21 protein-coding genes and 1 pseudogene are annotated in these 24,481 nt (G+C 69.7%); 18 read left to right on the plus strand and 4 right to left on the minus strand.

Annotated elements, in window-relative coordinates:
• Positions 1 to 10: 10 nt before the first annotated feature.
• From ACZ6WN_RS02815 to ACZ6WN_RS02860, 10 genes are all read left to right on the plus strand, one after another.
• A complete protein-coding gene (locus ACZ6WN_RS02815) occupies positions 11 to 589 on the plus strand; it encodes a TlpA family protein disulfide reductase (RefSeq protein WP_465862562.1) in 579 nt (192 codons plus the stop codon).
• Positions 586 to 1,344 (plus strand): cytochrome c biogenesis CcdA family protein, encoded by a 759-nt coding sequence (locus ACZ6WN_RS02820; RefSeq protein ID WP_465862563.1) that lies wholly within the window; start codon positions 586 to 588, stop codon positions 1,342 to 1,344. Before ACZ6WN_RS02815 ends, ACZ6WN_RS02820 begins: the two co-directional genes overlap by 4 nt.
• Entirely contained in the window at positions 1,341 to 2,924 is a 1,584-nt protein-coding gene (gene resB, locus ACZ6WN_RS02825) for a cytochrome c biogenesis protein ResB (protein WP_465862564.1), read from the plus strand. Before ACZ6WN_RS02820 ends, resB begins: the two co-directional genes overlap by 4 nt.
• The gene (gene ccsB / locus ACZ6WN_RS02830; RefSeq protein WP_465862565.1) at positions 2,921 to 3,931 is read left to right on the plus strand and encodes a c-type cytochrome biogenesis protein CcsB; all 1,011 of its coding nucleotides are present in this window, start codon (positions 2,921 to 2,923) and stop codon (positions 3,929 to 3,931) included. Before resB ends, ccsB begins: the two co-directional genes overlap by 4 nt.
• Positions 3,928 to 4,245 carry a DUF4229 domain-containing protein gene (locus ACZ6WN_RS02835; protein WP_465862566.1) on the plus strand — a complete coding sequence of 106 codons (318 nt, stop codon included), beginning with the start codon at positions 3,928 to 3,930 and terminating at the stop codon, positions 4,243 to 4,245. Before ccsB ends, ACZ6WN_RS02835 begins: the two co-directional genes overlap by 4 nt.
• Positions 4,246 to 4,264: 19 nt before the next feature.
• Positions 4,265 to 4,885, plus strand: a complete 621-nt coding sequence (locus ACZ6WN_RS02840; RefSeq protein ID WP_465862567.1) for a maltokinase N-terminal cap-like domain-containing protein — start codon at positions 4,265 to 4,267, stop codon at positions 4,883 to 4,885.
• A 368-nt stretch (positions 4,886 to 5,253) separates the two neighbouring features.
• Positions 5,254 to 6,321: a multiple monosaccharide ABC transporter substrate-binding protein gene (chvE, locus tag ACZ6WN_RS02845; protein WP_465862568.1), complete on the plus strand. Its 1,068-nt coding sequence runs from the start codon at positions 5,254 to 5,256 to the stop codon at positions 6,319 to 6,321.
• Positions 6,322 to 6,397: 76 nt separating this feature from the next.
• The gene (gene mmsA, locus ACZ6WN_RS02850) at positions 6,398 to 7,930 is read left to right on the plus strand and encodes a multiple monosaccharide ABC transporter ATP-binding protein (protein WP_465862570.1); all 1,533 of its coding nucleotides are present in this window, start codon (positions 6,398 to 6,400) and stop codon (positions 7,928 to 7,930) included.
• Positions 7,931 to 7,936: 6 nt separating this feature from the next.
• Positions 7,937 to 9,223, plus strand: coding sequence for a multiple monosaccharide ABC transporter permease (gene mmsB, locus ACZ6WN_RS02855; RefSeq protein ID WP_465862571.1), 1,287 nt, complete (start codon positions 7,937 to 7,939; stop codon positions 9,221 to 9,223).
• 122 nt (positions 9,224 to 9,345) lie between these two features.
• Positions 9,346 to 10,221, plus strand: coding sequence for a 1,4-dihydroxy-2-naphthoate polyprenyltransferase (locus tag ACZ6WN_RS02860; protein ID WP_465862572.1), 876 nt, complete (start codon positions 9,346 to 9,348; stop codon positions 10,219 to 10,221).
• A gap of 12 nt (positions 10,222 to 10,233) precedes the next feature.
• Here the strand turns inward: ACZ6WN_RS02860 and ACZ6WN_RS02865 are convergent, their stop codons facing one another.
• From ACZ6WN_RS02865 to ACZ6WN_RS02880, 4 genes and pseudogenes are all read right to left on the minus strand, one after another.
• Positions 10,234 to 10,893: a hypothetical protein gene (locus ACZ6WN_RS02865; protein ID WP_465863520.1), complete on the minus strand. Its 660-nt coding sequence runs from the start codon at positions 10,891 to 10,893 to the stop codon at positions 10,234 to 10,236.
• 217 nt (positions 10,894 to 11,110) lie between these two features.
• Positions 11,111 to 11,245, minus strand: a pseudogene (locus tag ACZ6WN_RS02870) (type IV toxin-antitoxin system AbiEi family antitoxin domain-containing protein); the annotation flags it as partial.
• A gap of 201 nt (positions 11,246 to 11,446) precedes the next feature.
• On the minus strand, positions 11,447 to 12,658 hold the full coding sequence (locus tag ACZ6WN_RS02875; RefSeq protein ID WP_465862573.1) for an MFS transporter: 1,212 nt from the start codon (positions 12,656 to 12,658) through the stop codon (positions 11,447 to 11,449).
• 224 nt (positions 12,659 to 12,882) lie between these two features.
• Entirely contained in the window at positions 12,883 to 13,056 is a 174-nt protein-coding gene (locus ACZ6WN_RS02880) for a hypothetical protein (RefSeq protein ID WP_160025706.1), read from the minus strand.
• A 452-nt stretch (positions 13,057 to 13,508) separates the two neighbouring features.
• On the opposite strand from ACZ6WN_RS02880, the gene ACZ6WN_RS02885 reads away from it, so the two are divergent.
• The 8 genes from ACZ6WN_RS02885 (at position 13,509) to ACZ6WN_RS02920 (ending at position 24,479) form a co-directional block, all read left to right on the plus strand.
• Entirely contained in the window at positions 13,509 to 13,775 is a 267-nt protein-coding gene (locus ACZ6WN_RS02885; protein ID WP_091043078.1) for a hypothetical protein, read from the plus strand.
• 39 nt (positions 13,776 to 13,814) lie between these two features.
• On the plus strand, positions 13,815 to 15,053 hold the full coding sequence (locus ACZ6WN_RS02890; protein ID WP_465862575.1) for a hypothetical protein: 1,239 nt from the start codon (positions 13,815 to 13,817) through the stop codon (positions 15,051 to 15,053).
• The gene (locus ACZ6WN_RS02895) at positions 15,050 to 17,773 is read left to right on the plus strand and encodes an ATP-binding protein (RefSeq protein WP_465862576.1); all 2,724 of its coding nucleotides are present in this window, start codon (positions 15,050 to 15,052) and stop codon (positions 17,771 to 17,773) included. The genes ACZ6WN_RS02890 and ACZ6WN_RS02895 overlap by 4 nt, the downstream gene beginning before the upstream one ends.
• Positions 17,773 to 19,908 (plus strand): hypothetical protein, encoded by a 2,136-nt coding sequence (locus ACZ6WN_RS02900; RefSeq protein ID WP_465862578.1) that lies wholly within the window; start codon positions 17,773 to 17,775, stop codon positions 19,906 to 19,908. Before ACZ6WN_RS02895 ends, ACZ6WN_RS02900 begins: the two co-directional genes overlap by 1 nt.
• Complete coding sequence (locus tag ACZ6WN_RS02905) at positions 19,908 to 20,438, plus strand: hypothetical protein (protein WP_465862580.1); 531 nt, start codon at positions 19,908 to 19,910, stop codon at positions 20,436 to 20,438. Before ACZ6WN_RS02900 ends, ACZ6WN_RS02905 begins: the two co-directional genes overlap by 1 nt.
• 3 nt (positions 20,439 to 20,441) lie before the next feature.
• Positions 20,442 to 22,385, plus strand: a complete 1,944-nt coding sequence (locus ACZ6WN_RS02910) for a peptidoglycan DD-metalloendopeptidase family protein (protein ID WP_465862582.1) — start codon at positions 20,442 to 20,444, stop codon at positions 22,383 to 22,385.
• A gap of 100 nt (positions 22,386 to 22,485) precedes the next feature.
• Positions 22,486 to 23,523, plus strand: a complete 1,038-nt coding sequence (locus ACZ6WN_RS02915; RefSeq protein ID WP_465862583.1) for an AMP-binding protein — start codon at positions 22,486 to 22,488, stop codon at positions 23,521 to 23,523.
• Positions 23,520 to 24,479, plus strand: a complete 960-nt coding sequence (locus ACZ6WN_RS02920; protein WP_465862585.1) for an o-succinylbenzoate synthase — start codon at positions 23,520 to 23,522, stop codon at positions 24,477 to 24,479. The genes ACZ6WN_RS02915 and ACZ6WN_RS02920 overlap by 4 nt, the downstream gene beginning before the upstream one ends.
• Positions 24,480 to 24,481: the final 2 nt, after the last annotated feature.

Below are 24,481 nucleotides of genomic sequence, written 5' to 3' on the forward strand. Positions count from 1 at the left end.
AGTCCTGCGCGTGCGTAAGAAGTTGGGTGGCCTCCTCCTCACCTTGGTGACGGTGGGGCTGCTGGCCGCGTGTGGGCAGACCGGCACGAACGAAGCCGGCTACATCTCCGGTGACGGCCGCACCCAGGAGATCCCTGTCGCCGATCGCGGCGAGCCGGTCGAGCTCACCGGCGAGACCCTCGAGGGCAAGCCGTTCGACCTGGCCGACACCCGGGGCAAGGTCACGGTGCTCAACGTGTGGTGGACCGGCTGTGCGCCGTGCCGCAAGGAGATGCCGATGCTCCAGGCCGCGTACGAGGAGCTGGGCGACGAGGTCGCCTTCGTGGGGCTCAACACCCGCGACGCCTCGGCCGCCCAGGGGCTGGCCTTCGAGCGCCACTACGGCGTGGAGTACCCGTCGGTCTACTCGCCCGACGGCGCCGCCGTCCTCGCGCTGAAGGGCTCGCTGGCGCCCCGCGCCATCCCGGCCACCGCGATCCTCGACACCGAGGGCCGCGTGGCGGCGCTGATCCGCGGTGAGATCCCCTCGGCACGTACGCTCGACGAGCTCATCTCCGCGGCGGGGAAGCCGGAGGAGGGCGCAGCATGACGGACTGGTTCGCGAGCACCGCCGGGAGCGGATCGCTGATGCTGGCGGTCCCGATCGCGCTGCTGGCCGGGTTCCTCTCGTTCATCTCGCCGTGCACGCTGCCTCTGCTCCCCGGCTACCTCTCCTACGCCACCGGCCTGTCCGGTGCCGACCTCGCCTCCGGTGACGTACGCCGCGGCCGCATGCTCGCGGGGTCCCTGCTCTTCGTCGCCGGGTTCTCGGTGGTCTTCGTGCTGCTCGGCGTGACCGTGGGCGGGATCGCCTACAAGCTGCTGGCCTTCCAGGAGACCGGCACCAAGGTCCTCGGCGTGCTCTCGATCATCATGGGGGTCGCGTTCATGGGCTTCATCCCGCTGCTGCAGCGCGACCTGAAGTTCCACAAGGTGCCGGCGGTCGGGCTCGCCGCCGCGCCGCTGCTCGGCTTCCTCTTCGGGCTGGCCTGGACCCCGTGCACCGGACCGACGCTCGGTGTCATCACCGGCCTCGCCTGGGACCAGGGCACCGCCGCCCGCGGCGGCCTGCTGCTCGCGGTCTACGCGCTCGGCCTCGGCATCCCGTTCGTGCTCGTCGCGGTGATGTGGCGCAGGGCCACCGTCGCGCTGAGCTGGTTCCGCCGGCACACCCGCGCGATCACGATTGTCGGCGGCGTGCTGATGATCCTGATCGGCGTCGCCATGCTCACCGGCTGGTGGGACAACGGCGTCCAGTGGCTGCAGGTCCAGCTCGTCCAGCGTTGGGAGGGCATCGCACTGTGAGCACCACCGCTCCTCCCGACCAGAACGAAGGCGTACGCCGCCCGGGTGAGCTGAACGCCCGCGAGCTGGCGCGCTGGGGCTGGCGTCAGCTGACCTCGATGCGTACGGCACTGATCCTGCTGCTGCTGCTCGCGCTCGCGGCCGTGCCGGGGTCCCTGATCCCGCAGGACGGCGTCGACTCGCTCAAGGCGGACCAGTGGCGCGAGGCGCACACGACGCTGACGCCGATCTACGAGAAGCTCGGGCTCTTCAACGTCTACTCGACGCCGTGGTTCGCGGCGATCTACCTGCTGCTGATGGTCTCGCTGGTCGGCTGCATCATCCCGCGGTGCCTCGTCTACGCGCGGGCCATGCGGGCCGAGCCGCCGGCGACGCCGGCCAGGCTGACCCGGCTGCCCCACTCCACGACGTACGTCACCGACGAGGAGCCCGCGGAGGTGCTCGCCGCGGCCCGGAAGCAGCTGCGCGGCTACCGCATCCGTAAGACCGGGGACGACGGCGAGTCCGTCTCGGCGGAGAAGGGCTACCTGCGCGAGGCCGGCAACCTGATCTTCCACATGTCGCTGATCATCGTGCTGGTCGCGTTCGCGACCGGCAGCCTGTTCGGCTACAAGGGCGGCGTGATCGTGCTGGTGGGGGAGGAGTACGGCTTCGCCAACGAGCTGTCGCAGTACGACGACTTCAAGTCCGGCTCGCTCTTCGCCCCCGAGGACCTCGACGACTTCAGCTTCAAGATCGACGACTTCCACGCCGAGTGGCTGACCACCGGCGCCGGTGCCGGCACCGCGCGCGGATTCAACTCGAAGATCCGCTACACGGCCGGGGCGAGCGACGAGAAGAACTACGACCTCAGGGTCAACCACCCGCTCACCATCGGCAGCACCGACGTCTTCCTGCTCGCCCACGGCTACGCGCCGGTGATCACGGTGCGCGACGGCAACGGCGACGTCGCCTACTCGGGCCCGACGATCTTCCTCCCGCAGAGCCAGAACCTGCTCTCCTTCGGCGTCGTGAAGGCGCCGTACGCCTCGCCCGAGGAGATCGGCTTCCAGGGGCTGTTCTACCCGTTCGAGGGCACGGTCGACGGTGAGCCGGTCAACCTGATGGGCGACATCGGGGACGGGTCGCACGCGATGCTCTCGCTGCAGGGTTTCCGGGGCGACCTCAACCTCGACGCCGGGCCCCAGTCGGTCTACGCGCTCGACACCTCCAAGGCCAACATGATGTCGCCCGACGAGACGGGCAAGGCGTTCAACCTGCGACTGGGGGAGACGGCCGAGCTCCCCGACGGTCTGGGGTCGATCTCCTTCGACGACGTCCAGCAGTGGAACCGGGTGCAGATCTCGAAGTCGCCCGGCAAGGAGTGGGCGCTCCTCGGCGTCTCGCTCGCCCTCGTGGGACTGCTCGGGTCCCTCTTCATCCGCTCGCGACGGGTGTGGGTTCGCGCCCGCCGCGTCGATGGGCGCACACTGGTCGAGATCGCCGCCCTCGACCGCTCCGGCGGTGGTGACACCGCTGCTGTCGTCACCGGCCTCGCGGAGACGTTACGAGGCGTGCGCACACAGGAGGAGAACCGATGACTGACCACACCTGGGGCGTTCTCAGCAACCAGGCCATCACGGCCGCCGGCGTCGTCTACTTCCTGGCGCTGCTCTGCGCGCTGGTCGAGTGGTCGGCCTGGCAGTCGCGCGCCAGGGCCGCGGTGGCGGAGAAGGAGCTCGTCGGCGCCGGTGCACCGGCCGACGAAGCCGACGACACCGACGCCCCGGGGGACCCCGCCGATGCCGTACGCGCGCAGCGGGCGGCCCTCTTCGGACGCCTCAGCCTGCTGCTGACCGCGATCGCGGTGGCGTGCCACTTCGTGGCGTTGGTCGGCCGCGGGATGGCCGCGGACCCCAACCGGGTGCCGTGGGGCAACATGTACGAGTTCACGATCTCGGGCTCGTTCGTGGTGGCTGCTGCGTACGTCGCTCTCCACCGGCGGCTCAAGCTGTCCTGGATGGCGCCGTGGGTGCTCGGCTTCACACTCGTGGTGCTCATGCTGGCGGTGGTCGGGCTCTACGAGCCGGTCGCGCCGCTGACCGAGGCGCTCAACTCCTACTGGCTCGTCATCCACGTCATCGCGGCGATCATCGCCACCGGTGGTTTCACGCTGGGCGGCATCGCCTCGGCGGCGTACCTGCTCAAGGCGCGCTTCCCCGACGCCGCTCTGCTGGCGCGGGTGCCCGACCTCGACAACCTCGACCGGGTCTCCTACCGGATCCACGCCTTCGCGTTCCCGGTGTGGACCTTCGGGGTGCTGATCTCCGGGCCGATCTGGGCCCACGAGGCCTGGGGCTCCTACTGGAACTGGGACCCCAAGGAGGTCTGGGCGTTCATCACCTGGGTCGTCTACGCCGGCTACCTGCACGCCCGCGCGACCGCCGGGTGGAAGGGCAAGAAGGCCGCGATCGTTGCGCTGATCGGGCTGGCCACGCTGTGGTTCAACTTCATCGGCATCAACTACTTCTCCTCGACCTCGCAGCATTCCTACGCTGCGCCCGCGGCCCCGGTGGTCGTCGAGCTCACTGAGGGAGCCTCACGATGAAAGAGTTCTGGATCTACACCGGCCTGCGACTGCTGTCGCTGCTCGCCACCTTCGGCATCGTGGCGGGAATCTGGGCGCTCGTCGCCGGCGAGGTCGACATCTTCCTCTCGGTGATCGTGGCGTTCGTGATCAGCGGCGTACTGTCGTTCTTCGTGCTCGACCCGCAGCGACGGGCCTTCGCCGAGAAGGTCGAGGCCCGGGCCGCGAAGGCGGTCGAGGCCGCCCGCGCCAAGGAGGACTCCGAGATCGACTCCGAGACGCCCGCCGAGACCGAGGCACCCTCGAACGGCGAAGGCGATAGCCACAAGGTGTGATGAGTGGTAGATAACGATCATGTCGATCGTTCACAAGGCCACGCTCACTCCTTCGAAGAAAGAGATCTTCGGCGCCTGGCTCGCCACCCAGACCTGGTCGCCCGGTGAGCTGGTGGGCACGATCGGCTCGTACCGGTTCGACGACCCGGCCGGGAAGGTCGGGATCGAGTGTGTGCTCCTCGAGGTCGGCGAGTCGGTCGTCCACCTCCCCGTCTCCTACCGGGAGGCACCGCTCGACGGCGCCGAGGACTTCCTGATGGCGACCACCGAGCACTCGGCGCTCGGAACCCGCTACGTCTACGACGCCTGTGCCGACCCGGTGGCGGTCCGGGCGCTGTTGGTGGCCGCCCTCACGGGCGCGACCCAGGAGCCGATGGACGTCTACGACCAGGGCCGTCTGGTGGATCGCCGCGACACCGTCGTCACCGCGACCGGCACCGGCTCGTGGTCGCCCGACGCGGTGCCGCACTTCGACGGCGTCACCATCCGTTCCCACGGCGCCGACGCCCGGGTGGACGCGGGCAGCTTCACGATCGTCGTGAAGCGAGTCGTCGACGGCTCCGACGCCGACGGCGCGGAGTCCATCCAGGTCACCTGGCCCGACGGGGCCGATGCGCTGGTGGGCGTACGCCACCGCTGACCCCGCACGCCGAGTCGGCTCGTCCTGACCGGATCCCCCGCCGAGTCGGCGCGTCATAACGCGCCGACTCGGCGGGGTCGAGCGTCAGGACGAGCCGACTCGGCGCTGTTTGGACAGGTCGCGCCCGCTGTCTGTGAAGTCCCTGTGTGAGCGCAGATGATCAACGGGGCCTCCCGTAAGTCACGAGTCGGAAACATCCTCGTCCTGCACTTGACGCATTTGGACATGAAGAGGCAGCCTGTCCCAATGTGAGCGTTCACATCTGTGATCTGACTCACCTGGGAACCGGCCCGTGCGCCGGTCTCCAGCACCCCCGACAGCGGCGCGTAGGCCTACCGACGTGGCCGTAGATGAAATGGAGCAGGTAAGTGCGCAAGGTACTCACCACGATCACCGCGGCGGCGCTTGCGCTCGGCCTGGCGGCATGCGGCGGCGGCGACGGCGGCGAGGGCGGCGACAAGGGCACCGTCGGCGTAGCCATGCCGACCAAGTCCTCGGAGCGCTGGATCGCTGACGGCAACAACATCAAGAAGCAGCTCGAGGCCGAGGGCTACAAGGTCGACCTGCAGTACGCCGAGGACGACATCCCCACCCAGGTCTCCCAGGTCGAGAACATGGTCACCAAGGGCGTCGACGTCCTGGTGGTCGCCGCCATCGACGGCACCGCGCTCGGCGAGGTCCTCGAGACCGCCGACTCGCAGGAGATCCCGGTCATCAGCTACGACCGCCTCATCCGCGACACGAAGGCCGTCGACTACTACTCGACCTTCGACAACTTCCAGGTCGGCGTGCAGCAGGCCACCTCGCTCGTCGAGGGCCTGAAGGCCAAGGGCGAGGGCCCCTACAACGTCGAGCTCTTCGGCGGTTCGCCCGACGACAACAACGCCACCTTCTTCTGGGACGGCGCCATGTCGGTGCTCGAGCCGCTGATCAAGTCCGGCGAGATCGTCATCCCCTCCGGTCAGACGGACTTCAAGCAGGCCGCGATCCTGCGCTGGGACCCCGCCACCGCGCAGAAGCGCATGGAGGACATCCTCACCAAGACGTACGCCTCGAAGAAGGTCCAGGGCGTGCTCTCGCCCTACGACGGCCTCTCGCTCGGCATCATCGCCGCGCTCAAGGGCAACGGCTACACCACCGCCGACCTCCCGGTCGTGACCGGCCAGGACGCCGAGGTGCAGTCGGTGAAGTCGATCAACGCCGGTGAGCAGTACTCCACGATCTTCAAGGACACCCGCGAGCTCGCCAAGGTGACCGTCGACATGATCGTCGCCGTCGGCGCGGGCGAGGAGCCCGAGGTCAACGACACCGAGACGTACGACAACGGCGAGAAGGTCGTTCCGTCCTACCTCCTCGACCCGGTCGTGGTCACCAAGGACGACGTCACCAAGGTGCTCGTCGACTCCGACTACTACACCGCCGACGAGATCAAGTAGCACCCCGTACGCGGCGTGGGCCCGGGTCTCTCCGGACCGGGCCCACGCCTGCACCTGGCCAGATAGCAGGAACCACATGAGCTCACCGATCCTGGAGATGCGCGGCATCACCAAGGAGTTCCCCGGCGTCAAGGCGCTCTCCGACGTCAACCTCGTCGTCAACCGCGGTGACATCCACGCGATCTGCGGTGAGAACGGCGCCGGCAAGAGCACCCTGATGAAGGTGCTCAGCGGGGTCTACCCCCACGGCACCTACACCGGCGACATCGTCTTCGAGGGCGAGACCGCCACGTTCGCCAACATCCGGCAGAGCGAAGCCGCCGGCATCGTGATCATCCACCAGGAGCTCGCCCTCATCCCCGAGCTCTCGATCGCGGAGAACATCTTCCTCGGCAACGAGACCGCCAAGCGCGGCATCATCGACTGGGGCCGTGCCAACCGCGAGGCGATCGACCTGCTCGCGCGGGTCGGCCTGCGGGAGAACCCGCTGACGCCGGTGAAGAACCTCGGCATCGGCAAGCAGCAGCTGGTCGAGATCGCCAAGGCGCTCTCGAAGGAGGTCAAGCTGCTCATCCTCGACGAGCCGACCGCCGCCCTCAACGACGACGACTCCCAGCATCTCCTGGCGCTCCTGGAGGGGCTGAAGGAGAAGGGGATCACCTCGATCATGATCAGCCACAAGCTGAACGAGATCGAGCAGATCGCCGACGAGATCACGATCATCCGCGATGGCCAGAGCATCGAGACGCTCTCGGTCGCCGACGGTGGCGTGGACGAGGACCGGATCATCCGCGGGATGGTCGGCCGTGACCTCGAGAACCGCTTCCCCGACCACACTCCTTCCATCGGGGAGGTCCTCTTCGAGGTGCGCGACTGGACGGTCATGCACCCGCAGGACAGCCACCGCGAGGTCATCCGCCAGGCCAACCTGTCCGTGCGGGCCGGCGAGATCGTCGGCATCGCGGGGATGATGGGCGCGGGACGTACGGAGCTGGCGCGGTCGATCTTCGGTCGCTCCTACGGCTCGCGGACCTCCGGCTCGCTGATCCTGGACGGTGCCGAGCTGCAGCTCAACACGGTCACCCAGGCGATCGATGCCGGCATCGCGTACGTCTCGGAGGACCGCAAGGGCCTGGGGCTCAACCTCATCGACGACATCAAGACCTCGATCACCGCGGCGGCGCTGAAGAAGCTGCGCACCGGGCTGGTCGTCGACGAGCACAAGGAGGTCGTGGTCGCCGAGGGCTACCGCAAGAACCTCAACATCAAGGCGCCGTCGATCACCGCCGGCGTCGGGAAGCTCTCCGGCGGCAACCAGCAGAAGGTGGTGCTGTCCAAGTGGATGTACACCGACCCGAAGCTGCTGATCCTCGACGAGCCGACCCGAGGCATCGACGTCGGTGCCAAGTACGAGATCTACGGGATCATCCAGGAGCTCGCCCGCAGCGGTCGCGGCGTACTGGTGATCTCCTCCGAGCTGCCCGAGCTGCTCGGTCTGTGTGATCGCATCTACACGCTCGCCGAGGGCGTGATCACCCATGAGTTCGACCGCTCAGAGGCCACCCAGGAGTCCCTGATGCGCTATATGACCGCGGACGCGAGGAAGTAACCCCCGATGAATGCCCTGCTCAACACGCTGCGCGGGAACGTCCGCCAGTACGGGATGATCATCGCTCTGGCGGCGATCGTCATCCTCTTCCAGATCTCGACCGAGGGTGTGCTGCTCAAGCCGCTCAACGTCTCCAACCTGGTCGTCCAGAACGCCCAGATCCTGATCCTGGCCATCGGCATGGTGATCGTGATCGTGGCGCGCCACATCGACCTCTCGGTCGGTTCCGTGGCGGCCTTCGTCGGCGCCGCCTCGGCGATCATGATGACCCAGTACGACTTCCCCTGGTGGTTGGCCGTCTTCCTCGGCCTGCTGATCGGCACCGCGATCGGTGCCTGGCACGGCTTCTGGGTGGCGTACGTCGGGATCCCGGCGTTCATCGTCACGCTGGCCTCGATGCTGCTCTTCCGCGGTCTGACCCTGGTCGTGCTCAAGGGTGCGACCGTCGGTGGTCTGCCGGAGCAGTTCAAGGCCATCGGCAACGGCTTCCTGCCCGAGATCGGGCCGGACACCGGGCTCCACAACCTGACGCTTCTCATCGCGGTGGCCGCCGTCGGTGTGCTGATCTTCCTCGAGGTGCGTCGCCGCAACGCCCAGACGGCGTACAACTTCGACGTCCTGCCCTTCCCGCTCTTCGTGGTGAAGCTGGCGCTGCTGACGATCGTGATCATGTACTTCGCCTACCTGCTCGCCGACGCGCGCGGGCTGCCGATCGTCGGGCTGATCCTGGCCGGGCTGATCGTGGTCTACACGTTCATCATGAACAGGACCGTCTTCGGCCGTCACGTCTACGCGATCGGCGGCAACGTCGACGCGGCCACGATGTCCGGCGTCAACACCAAGCGTGTCGACTTCCTGGTCATGATGAACATGGGTCTGCTCTCGGGCCTGGCCGGCCTGGTCACGACCGCCCGCCTGACCGCTGCCAACCCGAAGGCCGGCGTCAACTTCGAGCTCGACGCGATCGCCGCGGCCTTCATCGGTGGCGCGGCCGTCACCGGCGGTGTCGGCACCGTCGTCGGCGCGATCATCGGTGGTCTTGTCATGGGTGTCCTCAACAACGGCATGTCGCTGCTCGGTGTCTCCATCGACTGGCAGCAGGCCATCAAGGGCCTCGTGCTCCTGCTCGCCGTCGCCTTCGACGTGTGGAACAAGCGCCGCACGGCCGGGTCCGGTGGCGCCGGTGCCGAGTCCGCCGAGCCCAGCGCTCCGCCGCCCGACAAGCTGGCCGAGGAGATCGAGGCCATGGAGGCCGAGCTGAGCGTCGACTCCAACGATCCTCCGAAGACCTGATCCATCCCCCACACCCCCACCCCTCGACCCCTGCCTCCCCCCGGGCAGGGGTCGTTGGGTTCTCGGGGGTAACCGTGTTACCCCGGGGCCGGCTCGCCGGACCCCAGGTGTTGAATAGCGGGGTGGCAAACACCGCTCAGTGGCTCCAGGGAGCCCGTCCTCGCACCCTCCCCGCGGCGCTCGCGCCGGTCATCGCCGGCACCGGAGTGGCTGCGTACGCCGGTGGGTTGGTCTGGTGGAAGGCGCTCCTCGCGCTCGTCGTGGCGCTGGCGCTGCAGGTCGCGGTCAACTACGCCAACGACTACTCCGACGGGATCCGGGGGACCGACGACGAGCGCGTGGGGCCGCTGCGGCTGACCGGCTCGGGCCTCGCGTCACCCTCCTCGGTCAAGCGCGCCGCGTTCATCGCCTTCGGGATCGCCGCGGTGGCGGGGCTGGTGCTGGCGTTGACCTCGGCCTGGTGGCTGATCCTCGTGGGGCTGATCTGCATGGTCGCGGCCTGGTACTACACCGGCGGCTCGCACCCCTACGGCTACGCCGGCCTCGGCGAGGTCATGGTCTTCGTCTTCTTCGGGCTCGTCGCGGTCATCGGCACCACGTTCGTCCAGACCCAGACCTGGGAGTGGGGTGCGCTGTGGGCCGGTGTCGGGATCGGCGCGATCACCTCCGCCCTCTTGGTCGCCAACAACCTCCGCGACATCCCCGGCGACACCGAGTCGGGGAAGATCACCCTCGCCGTACGCCTCGGCGACGCCCGCACCCGCTGGCTCTACGTCGCCCTCGTGGCCCTCGCCGCGGTCTCCGTCGTGCTCGTGGCCCTGACGACGTCCTGGTGGGCGCTGCTCGGTCTCGGGTTCATCGCCGTCGCCGCGCCGGGCGTCCGCACCGTCCTCGACCGTGCCAACCTCGGCCCGCGGCTGATCCCCGTCCTCCAGCAGACCGGGCTCGCCACGCTGGTGTGGGGGCTGCTGGTCGGCGTACCTCTGCTGTTCGTCTGAGGTCGGCCGAGATCAGGCCGCCCTCGAGCGACGCACGCGGAATCGGTCCAGGTCTGAGATGTCGGTGCCGAAGGCTCGGCAGGTGGCCAGGTACTCCCGGTCCAAGCGGTCCTTGAGGTAGCTGCGCTTGCGGCCGAAGAGATCGGCCCACTCGACCCGCGACATGCCGAGGTGAAATCCATGGGCCCAGTCCTGACGGGTCTTCTCCTCGGCGAGAATCTCGTCGACCGATCGGAGCGCCAGGCCGCCTTCCGCCGTGGGCACGTACTTGCCGCGGCCATCGAACTCGAAGATGTGACGGCCAACCCTGAGGTCGAATCGAGCGGTGCGTACGCCGTCCGTGATCTCGAACTGGGTCTCGATTCCCGTCAGTCCGAGCTCTTCGAGTACGTCCCGGGTGAGTGACTCCCCGATCGACTCGACCCCTGCGTACGAACGCTCAATGCCACCGAGCGCCTGGCGGCGGTTGGGCCAGTGCTGCATGTGATCGAGGACCGCATAGAGCTCGTCGAGCGACACCCCCATCTGTCGAGCGGAGTCGACAGCGACGACGCCGTACGGGTGACCGTGCTCGCGAGCGATGTCGATCGCGGTGCGAGCAAGACCAAGGACCTCGAAGCCGTTCGCTTCCGTCACCTGGTCCTCGAGGTAGGGCGCGAGGTGATGCTTCACGCCCCACTTGCTGTGGCTGCCCACCACCGGTCGGCGGGTGACGTGGGTCTGCGGCCGTGTGGGCAGGAGAATGCCGAGGTCGAGCTCGAGCGCTGCGGTGTCGTGACTGCGTACGAACGGGACGGTGATGGGCCGCGCACGCAGCCCGATCGCGAAGGCGCTGTCGGTCGGTGGGCAGGGTGATGCTCTCGAGGTAGGACTGCTCGGCGTAGACGCCGCGACGTACGACTCTCCAGGTCCCGCTCCTGAGCTGGCGATAGATCGTGTCGAGATCGAGCCCGCAGGCGATTGCCTGCCTGCGAGTGATGAGGCCATGGTTCGCAGCCATGGTCGCCTGAATGCGTGGGTTCATGGAACCAGCCTGCGAGACCCCACCGACACCTCGTGCCGCCCTGTGGAGAACCCCGGCCTGAACCTGGGCTGTGGATGGCGGTTGGCCCGGTGGCCCCGACTTGTTGCGGCCCCGCGGCGGTGTAACACGCTGTTCGTAGGACTATCCGGTCGCTCTAACGGGCGAGTAGACCTGCGAACGACGTGTTACACCGGCGGGCGGCTACCCGACGACGGCTGCCGCTGCCACCGCCGGCCGGCGCCGCTCCAGATAGCGCTCGGCGGCGCGGGCGGAGGGGTGGACGCCGATGGCGGCGGCGACGATGATCGCCGCGATGACGGCCCAGCCGAGGTGGCCGAGCTCCATGGCGAGGAACGTGTACGCCGCGGGAGCCCAGACGGTGCCGAGGGTGTAGCCGACCTGGGCGGCACCCTGGTAGTCGCCACGGTGCTCCGGGTCGGAGAGGTCGGCGACCAGGCCCCACTCGCCGGCGGACTGGAAGAGCTCGGCCCCGGTGACGGTGACGTGGCCGAGCCAGACGAGGGCGATCGTGATCAGACCGACCGTGTCATGGGTGACCGCGATGATCGCGCAGGAGGCGAGGAAGCACAGTGCGCCGCGGCGCTGAGCCTTGAGCGAGGTGGTCACGTCGGTCACGCCCCGGGCGGCGATGACCTGCAGCCCGACGGCCATCACGGTGTTGGTGCCGAACAGCCAGGCCAGCAGCACCCGCGGGGCGTCGGTCTCCTGGACCAGCCACAGCGGGATGACGACGTTGAGCAGGACCTGGTGGGTGCCGAGCACGCCGTCGAAGAAGGTCGTCGCGAGGAATGCGCGGTTGCGCAGGGCACCGAGGCGGTCGCGTACGTCCTTCTTCAGGTCGCCGGGCGAGGCAGCGGCGGCGAGGCGGGGCAGGCGCGAGATCCAGTAGGCGTTGACCAGGAGGACCACGGCGGTCATCAGCGGGACGGCCTTGATCAGGGTGTTGGAGTCGGCGGCCAGGGCGAGGCCGCTGGCCAGCGCGCCGATCGTGTAGCCGACGTTGCGCGCGGCACGCATGTAGGCGAACGAGCGCACTCGGGTCGCCGCGGGGAAGACCGAGATCCGGTAGGCGTCGCGGCCCGACCTCTGCCAGGACGAGGCGAGCGCGAGCAGGACCTCGACGGCGACGTACGCCGCGAAGTTGCCGACCAGCACCCAGGCGCCGAACAGCAGCGCCTGGAGGACGGCGCCGGCGATCCAGGTGAACCGGGTGCCGAGACGGTCCGCGAGTCGGCCCAGGGGGACGGCGAACAAGAAGGTTGCGACGCCCGCGATCGTGAGACCGAGGCCGACCTGTGCGGCGGAGAGGCCGACGATCTGGGTGAAGAAGACCGCCGAGCCGGTCAGGAAGGTGCCTTCGGCGAAGGCCGAGAGCACCGACTGGTACGACATCGCCCGGATGAGCGGGTCGTCTGAGAGGACCTTGTCCCTCAACCGGATGAAGTGAGGGGACAAGACGACTCCAAACTATCTTGACATCGAGACAAGCGAAGTCTGGTCATCGCCATGTCCGACGTCAAACAGTTATCCGTGCTGATCGGTCCCCAAACCGCGCAGCCGGAGAAAAGGAGTCCAGCGCGCCGACGCACGTGCGTCGGCGTAGGTTGCGGGCGAGGTCAGCGGGTGGAGCCCTCGATCGTGCCGATCACGCCGCCGAAGACGTCGGTGGTGACGCCCCAGATGCCGCCGGCGATTGCGGAGATCGTGCTGGTCAGCCCTTGCGGATCGGTGAACAGCCAGAACCCGACGAACAGGGCGCCGATGACGATGAAGATCTTCTTCTTGTCCATGTGAGCTCGTCCTCCCGAGAAATCCGATTGAATGTGTAAATTCGTGAATCCGGACGCAAGCGCGCGGAATCCGCGAGGATGCACCGGGATATAGAGTCCCCGAAGTTAGCCTCCCCTCGCAAGCCTTCGACAAAGGTGACCGTTGGGCGGGACAGTGTTGTGCCCAACGGTCCGGTGGGTGGCATGACAACCGTATGACGCGCGTCGGCGAGGGCCTGGTACGCGCGCGCCCGGCGCGTGTCGTCAGGTGGAACGAGGTGCGCTATGGCGGCCTGGCGACTACGCTCGTCTCACATGGCGGTGGCGTATGTCCAGAATGCCGACGCCGGGAGTTCGCGTCAGCCCGCGGGAGGGGCAAGGCGCCTCCACCCACCGGTGCCGTATGGGGCTGCGCCGGGCGGGACAACCGAATACTTCCGGCAACCACACCTCACCTCGGGAAAGGGAGAACAATGGCACCGCACCAGCTGATTCAAAGCACGACTCAAGCCGCCGAGTATGGCACCGGCGGCCTGGCCGAGTGGATCACCGACAACATCATCACGCTCGTCGTCCTGATCTTGGGCGTCACGGTCCTGTGGGCTGCCCGCAGCGGCAACATCTCCAAGGCCGTCACCATCGTCGGTGGCCTGATCATCGGTCTCGGCGTCCTCGGCCTGGCCGTGGGCAACAACGCCACGGACCTCGGTCAGTGGATGGCTGGTCTCTTCAAGGGGTGAACTCGGTCCCGTTAGCTAACCCAGGGAGGGATCTCGGGGATGAGGCTGCCTGACGACGACGAGCTGTACGAGGTCGACCAGACCTATCTCGGCCCCCCTCGTCGCTACATCGGGGAGATGCGTTATCGCACCATCTTCCTCTTCCTGGTGATCGCACCATTGACGCTCGTGCTGCTGCGCAAGCTCGGCATGCCGGTGACGTTGCTCAGCATGGGGCTGTGGCTGATCGGCGCCTCCTACCTCTCGATGAAGGCCTCCGACTACATCAGCTCGGAGAGCTCGGCCGGCGCCTGGCTGATGACCTTCTGGCACGAGCTGACCACGCCGCGCGTGGAGACCAGCGCCGAGTACGCAGGCGGCGCGGCTGTCGCCTTCCGGCACGCCACGAGCCCCCGCGGTGGCTGGGCGAAGGCCATGCGACGACCCGGCCGGCGGTTCGCGCAGCAGCCGGGTGCCACCCCCTCGCCGGGGATGCTGCAGGCCATGGTCGTCACCTCGACCCCGAGCGTCCGGACAGGAAGCCCCGCCGCGCCGGTGCGCGGCAAGGCAGCGCCCGTACGCCCCGTGATCGAGGCGAAGGTCGTCGAGGAGCCGCTCCCGGCCCACCTCTCGGTCCAGCCCGAGGCCCAGCCTGCGAGGCAGCAGCACGCCCCCGGCGTACGTCCGGCGAAGGGCGGCTGGTCGAGCCGGCCCTCCTCCTCGCCGCGTGAGCCCCGCGACGTACCGTGGAAGGGCGGCGCCCCGTGGCAGGCCCGGCAGGAGCCGGAGCAGCCTACGTCGCGCCCTCAGCGGCCCGCCGAGCCGACAGAGCCGACCCCAGCGGCCACGCCGCCTGCGCCGCCGGCTCCGGCCGCCGAGACGAGGGCGTCCGCCGCACCGCCGCCTCCGCCCGCGGCCCAGCCCAGGGTCCAGCCCGCAGCGCAGCCCCCGGCGCCGCCCACTGCACCACCCCCGCCACCTCCGCCGCCTCCGCCCGCAGCGGCCCCAGCGGCCCAGCAGGCTACTCCGGAGCCCGCGCCCAAGCCGGTCCGGCAGCCGCTCTCGCATGCGGTCAGGCCGGCCGTGGTGATCGCACCGGAGCCGGGTTTCGACGACGACGCCGAGGGATGGGACGACGCCGACGGCTGGGACGACTTCGACGATGCGCCCTCGGGACGTACGCGTCCCAGGGACAATCAGGACGACTCCGCGGTGCCCGACGGGCGCCCGCAGAGTGTGGACGACTACCGCAAGCGCCTCGATGGCGACGACGCACCCAACGACGGAGGAACCGCATGAGGCGGCCGCGAACGGAGCGGGCCTACGGGCCTGGCTTCGAGAAGCCCAAGCCGGGACGCAGGGGCGTCTTCGGTGGCGGCGGCGACGGCTCGAAGGGCGTCCGTGAGCCCAGAGGTGACAAGTGGGCGCTGGAAGAGGTGCGCGGTCACCTGACCTTCACCAGCGACCGCATCATCGCCTGGTACCTCGCCGAGCCGCAGACCTGGTCGTTCCGCGCCCACTCCGACCTCGAGGCCCTGATCACCGACCAGGCGAGCCAGCTGGCCGACCTGGTCGGCAACACCGTCCACGGCCGGGTCACCACCCGCCCCTATCCCGTACGTCACTGGGCGCACGCCGCGTTCGCCAACGCCCCCGACCCGCAGCCCGGGTTCGAGGAGATGATGGCGCGCAACCAGGCTCACATGGCCGCCCACAGCCAGGCCGACAAGCTCGTCTACTACGGCGTCGACCTCGGCCGCCGTGACGCGACAGTGAGGACGCTGGCGAAGTTCTCCGCCGGTGCCGCCGAGCGTGAGATGGCCGCGATCAGCGAGCGCCTCGACACGGTCAACCGGGTGATGTCGCGGCCGGGCTTCTCGGCGCGGCCGGCGGTCGGTCACGACATGGAGTGGATGATCGCCCGTTCCCTCTCCCTCGGCGCCAAGATCCCCGTGCCCGAGCCGGGTGAGGCCCAGCAGAACTTCCTCGACACCGACGACATGGCCGAGTGGTTCGAGTCGGTCGCCTGGTCGGCCGAGCCGCTGGCGCCGACCGTGCAGGTCACCAGCAGCATCGGCGGCCGCCAGGAGACCAGCCATGTGTGCGTGCTGACCGTCTCCCGGATCGGCGACATCGAGGTCCCGGAGACCCATGCGCCGTGGATGGCGAAGACCGACGCGCTCGGCTTCCCGGTGGAGTGGTCGTTCCGGGTCGAGCCCCGCTCGCCGGAGGACGTCTCCCGCGAGATGGCGTCCCTGACCCGCCGCATCGACGGCCAGGTCAGCCACTGGTCCGACGACCACGGCAAGCGGCCTCCCAAGCAGCTCTCCCGCCAGGCCGGCCGAGCCGCCGACGTCGAGGACGAGATGCGCTCGGAGTTCACCGGCCTGTCCACCCGCACCAGGGGCTGGTACCGGATCGCCGTCACCGGTCGCAGCGAGGCGGAGGCGCTCGACAAGGCGCAGAAGGTCGTCGACCTCTACCGCCCGCAGATCAAGATCACCCGCCAGCTGGGGCAGTACCACCTGGCTCGCGAGTTCGTCCCGGGCGAGCCGCTCGCCTCGACCGCTCACGCCCGGAAGTTCCCGGTGCTCAAGGTCGCCGCCGGACTCCCGGCGGTCACCGCGGAGGTCGGCGACAAGCGCGGCTTCTACCTCGGCGAGACCTCGGCGATGGCGTCCCGGGCCGTGCTGATGGACCCGTGGTATCTCACCGAGGTCATGGAGCAGGCCGGCCTGATCCCGCTGGTCGGCACCCCCGGGTCCGGCAAGTCGACCCTGATGGGTGTCGTCATCTACATGTCGATCCTGTCCGGCATCCACGGCGTCGCCATGGACCCCGCCGGACGGCTGCAGCGGCTGATGACGCTGCCCGAGATCGGCGGCGGAGTCTTCAATGGCCGGCAGGTGCCCGCCCGCGCCCGCAGCGTCGACGTCCTCGGTGGTCGCCCCGGCTCGCTCTCGCCGTACGCCGTCGTCCCCGATCCCAACCCGGAGCTGATCCGGGCCGAGGCGATGTCTGACCACGAGTTCGCCGAGCGGCTCCACCGGGAGCGGTCGGCCGCCGTGCAGCAGCGCCGCGACCTGACCGTCTCGGTCCTCCGCGCCTGCCTCCCGGTCGGACTGGCCAACAACGAGGAGGTGCTCAAGCGCATCCGTGCCCGCGTCATGGAGGCGCAGGCCGACCGCGGCGCCGACACCTCGACGATCGTGAAGATGCTCTTCGAGGGGGATGGCGGCGACCAGGAGATCGCCCGCGAGCTCGCCGCCGCACGTGAGCGCGAGCTCGGCCGCCTCTTCTTCGGCAACGACTTCCTCCAGTCCGACGAGGAGCTGAAGGGCACGCCGTTCACCTTCTACAACCTCAAGGGTCTCAACACCCCGCCCGAGCACGTGCCGCGCGAGGAGTGGAGCGCCGAGGAGCAGATGGCGCGCCCGATCATGACCCTGGCGGCGTGGTCGGCGCTGCACCTGATCTACCGCAGCGACCCCAACGAGCGGAAGCTGTTCGCGCTCGACGAGGCCCACGAGGTCACCCAGGCGAGCGGTGGCACCGGGCGGGCCCTGGTCCACAAGCTCTCCAGCGACTCCCGCAAGAACAACTGTGCCGCGCTGGTCTCGACCCAGAACGCCTCCGCGATCCTGGGCTCCGACATCAACAACTTCGTCGGCGCGGCCTTCGTGGGACGTACGCAGGACGAGACCGCCCAGCGTGACGCGCTCAAGCTGCTCGGCAAGCCCGAGGGACTGGGCTATGAGTCGATCCTGGCGCGCCTCTCGCCGCGCACCAGGCGCGGTGACGAGCAGCTCGGCTACCGCGAGTTCATCTACCGCGACGGCCTCGGTGGCGACACCGGTCACGGCGGCATGGAGATCATCAAGGTCACGCTCAACCACCACCCGGGTCTGCAGGAGGCGCTCAACACCACCGCCGACCCGACCCGCCGCGTCAGCCGCGCCATCGGCGGCGACCCGGCCGATCTCCCCAGGACCGAGATCTCCGGGGACGGGATCGGCTGATGCTGCCGCGCCCCGCTCACCACAGGACACCCCTGCGCCGCAGGGCCGCTGCCCTCGTCGTACTCGTGGTGGCGCTGCTGTCCGTCGCCGGTCCGGCGGCGGCCGCGGGGCCGCGGGGGATCGACATCCCGATCCCGTTCGATCCGACGGGTGGGCTCTCGGGTGTGAGCGATGCGTGCAACAACCTGGATGCGCCGATGCCGGCTTCCCCGTACGGGGACGGGTCCTTCATCGTGCGGATGACGGCGCTGGGGGCGGCGTCGAAGGCGGGCACCGAGCTGAACGACCCGGAGAAGATCAACGACGAGCTGGATCCGTTCCGGAACAAGGACGAGGTCTCGTTGGAGTCGGCCTACGGCACGACTCCGCAGTGGTGGACCTACGACAACGGGTGCACGGGGCAGTTCGTCGCGGGGGCGGGGACCTCGATCGGCAACATCATGCTGGAGATCTCGGGGATCCTGCCGAACTGGTCGCACGCGCTGTTGAACGCGGTGATCGGGGAGAACTCGTTCCTGAGGGCGCTGGACGACCCGATCGTGGCGGCCAGCCAGGCGGTCACCGACGGGGTCTGGGCGCCGTGGGTGAGCGTGGTGCTGCTGCTGGTGGCCGCGACGGTGATGATCCGGGCGCGTGATGGCCGGTTCGCGCGGGCGGTCACGGCGGCGGGCTGGGCGCTGGGTGTGCTGGTGGTGACCTCGTGGCTGATCCAGTATCCGGTGGAGTCGACCAAGCTGGTCGATGAGGGCGTCCGGTCGGCGACGGGGATGATCGCGACCGGGTTCAACGACGGCCGGACGGTGCCCGGCGTCAATGACGACACCTTCGGTGAGACCGACGCGGTCAAGGCCGTGGACGGCCAGATGGACGAGGTGGTGCGCTCGACGCAGTACCGCACCTGGCTGGCCGGCGCCTTCGGCGATCCGGACTCGGCCACCGCGAAGCGGTACGGGCCGCGGGTGTTCCGGTCGACGCACTTTTCCTGGCAGGAGTACGACACCTACCGCAAGGACCCCAACGGCGACGGCAAGAAGGTCCTGGAGGCCAAGCAGGACGCGTTCAAGAAGCATGCCGAGGCGGTCAAGAAGTCCGACCCGGTGGCGTACGAGTACTTCAAGGGTGAGCACTGGTCCCAGCGGGCGACCACGGCGTTGGTGAACCTGGTCGTGGTCGTGGTGGTGTGCGGGTTCCTGCTGGTGGCCGGGCTGGCGATCCTGTTGTCGTTCGCGTTGATCCGGTTGATCGTGCCGTTCGCGCCGGCGGCGGGGGTGCTGTTCATGCTGGACCACACCCGGGACGCGGCGGTGGCGATGCTGAAGCGGGTCGTCGGGCCCTTGGTGATGGGCCCGATCTACTTCCTGGTCGCGTTGTTGCTGCTCCGGCTGGACTCGGCGATCCTGGGCTCGACGATGTGGTTCGTGCTGCAGCTGGCGTTGATCGCGGTGCTGACCGTGCTGGCCTGGCGTCTGACCCGGCCCGCCGCCTACGGCATCCCGCTGCCGGGCATGGGCCGGCTCACCTCGATGCTCTCCTCGTACGTCGGTGCCCGGACGGGCACCGAGGCCGGGGTCCGCGACGCGGCCGAGGACCGGCCGACCGTCACGGGCGGTGCCCCGGCGGGCACCGGCTCGGTCTCGAGCCCCGGCGGCGTCTACATGCCCGGACACGAGCTGACCGGCAGCCGACCCACGATGACCGCCGAGCAGGTGCCCAACCAGGCGCCGGTCACCGCCGCCGGAGCGCTGGGTGCCGGTGCGAGCGCGAGCAGCACACCGACGTACGCCCTGGGGTCCTCGATGAGCGGCGAGGAGAGTGAGCGGGTGGCCGGACAATGGTTTGACTCGCGCTCCGTCGAGCGCGACGAGCCGGGCTTCCGCGACGACGCGCGGCCGGGTGCCGCCGCTCGGCAGGTCTACCAGGACCGCCCCGAGGCGCCGAGCCCGGTCGACTACACCGCGGGCTACGACCGCGAGCCGGAGCCGCCGCGACAGTCGCCGGTGGCGGAGGCCAACGTGGACTACGACGCCGATGGCAACGCGGTCTTCGTCATCTACTCACCGAACGGGAACCGCTCGGTGCCCGTCGACAACGGCCCGGGCCGGTCCGAGGGCTGGTCTGAAGGAGGAGCCCGGTAGTGCGGTCGACAACGACGCGTGGTGTGCTGTGGGAGGTCATCGCGCCGGTGCTGAGGTGGCCCATGCGGTCGCCGTTCCGGTTCTTCTCCGTGGTCGTCGGCATCGTCTTCGTCATCTGGCTCATCGCCCAGTGGAGCGACGCTCCCGACGCCGAGCCGGCCGCCCAGCCCGAACGTGGTGCCGCATCGGCACAGCAGAGCGCCTCGGCGACCGGCTCGCCGGCGCCCGTCCCCGACCCGACACCCTTGGCGACCAAGTTCGTCGTCGCCTGGGCCCGCCCCGACCTGACGACCGAGCAGTGGTGGGCCGGGATCAACGCCGCCCGCCCCGACGAGTCGCTGGCCCAGGCCCTGGGCACCACCGACCCGGCGACCGTGCCGGCGACCAAGGTGGTCGGCGCCGCCAAGGTGCTCGAGCAGAACGACGGGGAGGCACGCGTCGAGGTCACCACCGACGGTCCGAAGGTCATCGTCTACCTGACGCTGGTCGACAACGTCTGGTACGTCTCCAACATCCTCCCGGGAGGTTGATCGGTGCTCCTCGCCAAGGCTCGTCTGATCTGGGGGATCGTGGCCGGAGCGGCCACGCTCGTCCTGGTGGTCGTGGGCGCCCTGGTGATCATCATCGGTGGCCTGGCGAGCACCGAGCAGAGCACCCAGGACCAGGCCGAGTCGGGCTGTGTCGGCGGGGCCAACGCGGTCCAGGCCGGAAATCTGGGGCCGGACGGTGAGGTCCCCGAGGGCAGCATCGCCGGCTTCGACACCGAGCAGATCCAGAACGCCCGGACGATCGTGGCGGTCGGCAAGCAGTCCGGCGTGCCCGCCTACGGGTGGGTGATCGCGCTCGCGACCGCGATGCAGGAGAGCACCCTGCGCAACCTCAACTACGGCGACCGCGACTCACAGGGTCTCTTCCAGCAGCGCCCGGTCTCCGGCTGGGGTTCGGTCGCCGACATCACCAACCCGGTCAAGTCCGCCCAGGCGTTCTACGGCGTGGCCGCCCACACCGGCAACACCGGGCTCCTGGACATCCCGGGCTGGCGCAAGATGCAGGTCACCGCGGCCGCGCAGGCGGTCCAGCGCTCGGCGTTCCCGCTGGCGTACGCCCAGCACGAGGACGAGGCGCGGGCGCTCGTCGCCGCGCTCGCCGACGGGGTCTCGGCCGCCGATCTGACGGCCACCGCGACCGACGTGTCCTGCACGATCGGGATGGCCGGGATCAGCACCAGCGTCATCCGCCCCATCCAGGCCGGCCTCGCGGTCGACCAGGGCAACTACGGCAACTCCGGCTCCAACTGGGCCAACATGCACACCGGCAACGACTACTCCGCGCCGTGCGGCACGCCGGTCCAGGCGTCCCACGGCGGCACCATCGTGATCGAGTCGGGCGGCAGCTGGGGCTGGTCGGGACGCTGGCTGGTGAAGGTGCAGACGGCGCCCGGCAACCTGACCACCTGGTACGGCCACATGCAGTCGCTCTCGGTCGCCGCGGGGCAGACGGTCAAGGCCGGGCAGGTCATCGGACAGGTCGGCAGCGAGGGCAACTCGACCGGCTGCCACCTCCACTTCGAGGTGCACCCGCACGGTGGCGGCTACCTGCAGGACCAGGTGGACCCCGCGGCCTGGCTGAAGAAGAACATCGGCAAGACCCTCGAGGCGACCAAGCAGGTCGGCGGGCTGCCCGGCGCGGGACAGATCGGCGCCTCCCCGGCCGCCGTCTCCGGCCCGCAGGTGCGCCTGGCGCAGGCCAACATCAAGGTCTCGCTGTCCCGCTCGAAGTACCGCTCCGACCTGGCCGAGGTCATCAAGCACGGGCCTGACTTCGTCTCCCTGAACGAGGCCCAGTCACGTACGGTCTCCGACGTCTCGGTGCGCGGCTACGGCACCTACCGCGCCTCGGAGGACGAGTACGGCCGTCGGAGCCAGGCGCTGAGCCCGGTCGTCATGTGGCGCACCGACCGCTGGGTGGCGGTCGACAAGGGCACCGTCCAGCTCACCAAGCCGGTGACGGGCGTCAAGAACGACAACAGGTACGCCACCTGGGTGGTCCTCGCGAGCAGCGACGGCTCCGGGCGCATCTCGGTGATCTCGACGCACACCATGACCTCGCCCGCCAACAGCCCCCAGGCGCGTAAGGACGAGGCCCAGCGTGGCTTCGCGAAGCTCGCCGGGCTGGCGCAGGGGCTGCAGAAGTACGGCCCCGTCCTCGTCGCCGGGGACCTCAACTCGCCCTACCCCCGCAACGGGGGCAACGGCGACCCGTGGGGCCCGAAGCCGCTGATGACCAAGGCCGGGATGACCTCCTCCTTCGAGACCCTCGGCGCGCCCCCGCAGGGCTGGGCCACCCACGACGGCGGCGGCACCATCGACTGGCTCCTCGGCTCGAGCTCGACCGCCACCCCCACCCGCCACGCCACGTTCAAGCTGGAGTCCGACCACCACGGCCTGGTCGGCGACTTCAACATCCGCGGCCAGTAGCGCCTGCGCCACGTGTCACACGTCGTAACAGCGTGTTGCACCCCACGAAGCCCACCGGCCCGCCGCGAACCCCCGCACCGCGGGCGATAGCGTTGGTTCCATGAGCGACGCGGTGAAACGGGCTGAGGAGGCCGTCGCCGCGATGGCCGAGTGGCTCGCCGGAGGCGGGCCGGAGCACTGGGTCGTGGAGACCTCCGGGTCGACGGGAACGCCCAAGCGGGTGATGCTCTCGCGCAAGGCCATGAGGGCGTCGGCCGCCGCGTCGGCGCGACGCGTCGGGGCGAGCGGGCAGTGGCTGCTGACGCTCCCGGAGTCGTACGTCGCCGGGGCCAACGTGATCGCCCGCTCGCTGCTGGCCGGCCACGAGCCGGTGATCGCCGCCGCCCACGGGTCCTTCGCCGAGGCCGCGGCGGCGATGGACGACGGGCCTCGGTTCGTCTCGATGGTGCCGACCCAGCTGCACCGGATCGTCGAGTCGGGTGGTGACGACCTCGCCGCCCTGGCCGAGTTCCACACGCTGCTGCTCGGCGGCGGTCCGATCGACCCTTCGCTGCGTGCCCGGGCCGAGGAGGCCGGGGTCGACGTGGTCGCGACCTACGGGTCGGCCGAGACCTGCGGCGGGTGCGTCTACGACGCGATGCCGCTGGACGGCGTCGCGATCGCGGTCGGCACCGACGGCCGGGTCCGGATCAGCGGTCCCACGCTCTTCGACGGCTACCAGGACGACCCCGAGCAGACGGCGGAGGCGCTGGTCGACGGCTGGTTCCTCACCTCCGACGCCGGCACCTTGGACGAGGACGGCCGGCTCCGGATCCTCGGCCGGGTCGACGACATGGTGATCACCGGCGGTGTGAAGGTGCCGGCGGCGCTCGTCGCCAGACGGCTCCGCGAGCACCCGGCCGTCACGGCCGCCGAGGCCCTCGGCACGCCTGACGAGGAGTGGGGCCAGCGGCTGGTCGCCTTCGTCGTCGGCGACCTCGACGCCGCCGACGCCCGTGACTGGGTCGCCGCGGAGCACCCCCGCTCGTGGGCGCCCCGGCAGGTCGTCGCGCTCGACGCGATCCCGCTCCTCGGCAACGGCAAACCCGACCGGCAGGCCCTGCTGAGCCTGGTCACGAGCGACGAGGAGCCGCGATGAGCCTGCACGTCTTCTCGCTGCCGATGACGACCCGCTTCCGTGGGATCACCGAGCGCGAGGGCCTCGTCTTCGAAGGCGCCGGCGGATGGGGCGAGTGGTCGCCGTTCCTCGACTACGACACCCCCGAGATCGAGCCCTGGCTGCGCTGCGCCGAGGAGGCGGCAGCGGGCGACTGGCCGGCCGCGCTCCGGGAGACCGTGCCCGTCAACGCGACCGTCCCGGCGGTCGGTCCCGAGCGTGCCCACGAGATCGTGACCCGCTCCGGGTGCGCGACCGCCAAGGTGAAGGTCGCCGACCCGGGCCAGAGCCTGGCCGACGACATCGCTCGCGTCGAGGCGGTCCGGGACGCCCTCGGCCCCGGCGGCAAGGTGCGGATCGACGTCAACGGGCTCTGGGCGGTCGACGAGGCGGTCGCTGCGATCGCGGTGCTGGACCGGGCCGCCGGCGGGCTCGAGTACGTCGAGCAGCCCTGCGCCACGGTCGAGGAGCTCGCCGACGTACGCCGCAGGGTGGACGTCCCGATCGCCGCGGACGAGTCGATCCGGCGGGCCGCGGACCCCTATCGCGTACGCGACCTCGAGGCCGCCGACGTGGCGGTGCTGAAGGTGCAGCCGCTGGGCGGCGTACGCGCCTGTCTGCGGATCGCCGAGGACATCGGGCTGCCGTGCGTGGTCTCCTCGGCGCTGGAGACCTCGGTCGGTATGGCCGCCGGGATCGCGCTCGCGGCGGCGCTGCCCGAGCTGCCCTATGCGTGCGGGCTGGGCACGGTCTCGATGTTCATCGAGGACATCGCCGCCGTCCCGCTCCTTCCGGCAGGCGGTGTCCTGCCGGTGCTACCTTCCTCGCCCGCCCCGGAGCGCCTCGTCGCCGACCCGGCGTTGCGGGCCACGCCGGAGCGTACGGAGTTCTGGCGCAGGCGGCTGGCTGACGTGATGGCGTACCGGGAAACGCTCTGAGG

The organism is Nocardioides sp. NPDC054178 (assembly GCF_055585005.1).

What these genes read in the sequence shown, in the direction of transcription:
- mmsA (WP_465862570.1), top strand. Translation starts at nt 6,398, where the DNA reads ATGAGCTCACCGATCCTGGAGATGCGCGGCATCACCAAGGAGTTCCCC.
- ACZ6WN_RS02835 (WP_465862566.1), top strand. Translation starts at nt 3,928, where the DNA reads ATGAAAGAGTTCTGGATCTACACCGGCCTGCGACTGCTGTCGCTGCTC.
- ACZ6WN_RS02840 (WP_465862567.1), top strand. Translation starts at nt 4,265, where the DNA reads ATGTCGATCGTTCACAAGGCCACGCTCACTCCTTCGAAGAAAGAGATC.
- ACZ6WN_RS02890 (WP_465862575.1), top strand. Translation starts at nt 13,815, where the DNA reads ATGAGGCTGCCTGACGACGACGAGCTGTACGAGGTCGACCAGACCTAT.
- ACZ6WN_RS02920 (WP_465862585.1), top strand. Translation starts at nt 23,520, where the DNA reads ATGAGCCTGCACGTCTTCTCGCTGCCGATGACGACCCGCTTCCGTGGG.
- ACZ6WN_RS02820 (WP_465862563.1), top strand. Translation starts at nt 586, where the DNA reads ATGACGGACTGGTTCGCGAGCACCGCCGGGAGCGGATCGCTGATGCTG.
- ACZ6WN_RS02900 (WP_465862578.1), top strand. Translation starts at nt 17,773, where the DNA reads ATGCTGCCGCGCCCCGCTCACCACAGGACACCCCTGCGCCGCAGGGCC.
- ACZ6WN_RS02915 (WP_465862583.1), top strand. Translation starts at nt 22,486, where the DNA reads ATGAGCGACGCGGTGAAACGGGCTGAGGAGGCCGTCGCCGCGATGGCC.
- ACZ6WN_RS02895 (WP_465862576.1), top strand. Translation starts at nt 15,050, where the DNA reads ATGAGGCGGCCGCGAACGGAGCGGGCCTACGGGCCTGGCTTCGAGAAG.
- ACZ6WN_RS02885 (WP_091043078.1), top strand. Translation starts at nt 13,509, where the DNA reads ATGGCACCGCACCAGCTGATTCAAAGCACGACTCAAGCCGCCGAGTAT.
- mmsB (WP_465862571.1), top strand. Translation starts at nt 7,937, where the DNA reads ATGAATGCCCTGCTCAACACGCTGCGCGGGAACGTCCGCCAGTACGGG.
- ACZ6WN_RS02880 (WP_160025706.1), bottom strand. Translation starts at nt 13,056, where the DNA reads ATGGACAAGAAGAAGATCTTCATCGTCATCGGCGCCCTGTTCGTCGGG.
- ACZ6WN_RS02875 (WP_465862573.1), bottom strand. Translation starts at nt 12,658, where the DNA reads ATGTCGTACCAGTCGGTGCTCTCGGCCTTCGCCGAAGGCACCTTCCTG.
- ccsB (WP_465862565.1), top strand. Translation starts at nt 2,921, where the DNA reads ATGACTGACCACACCTGGGGCGTTCTCAGCAACCAGGCCATCACGGCC.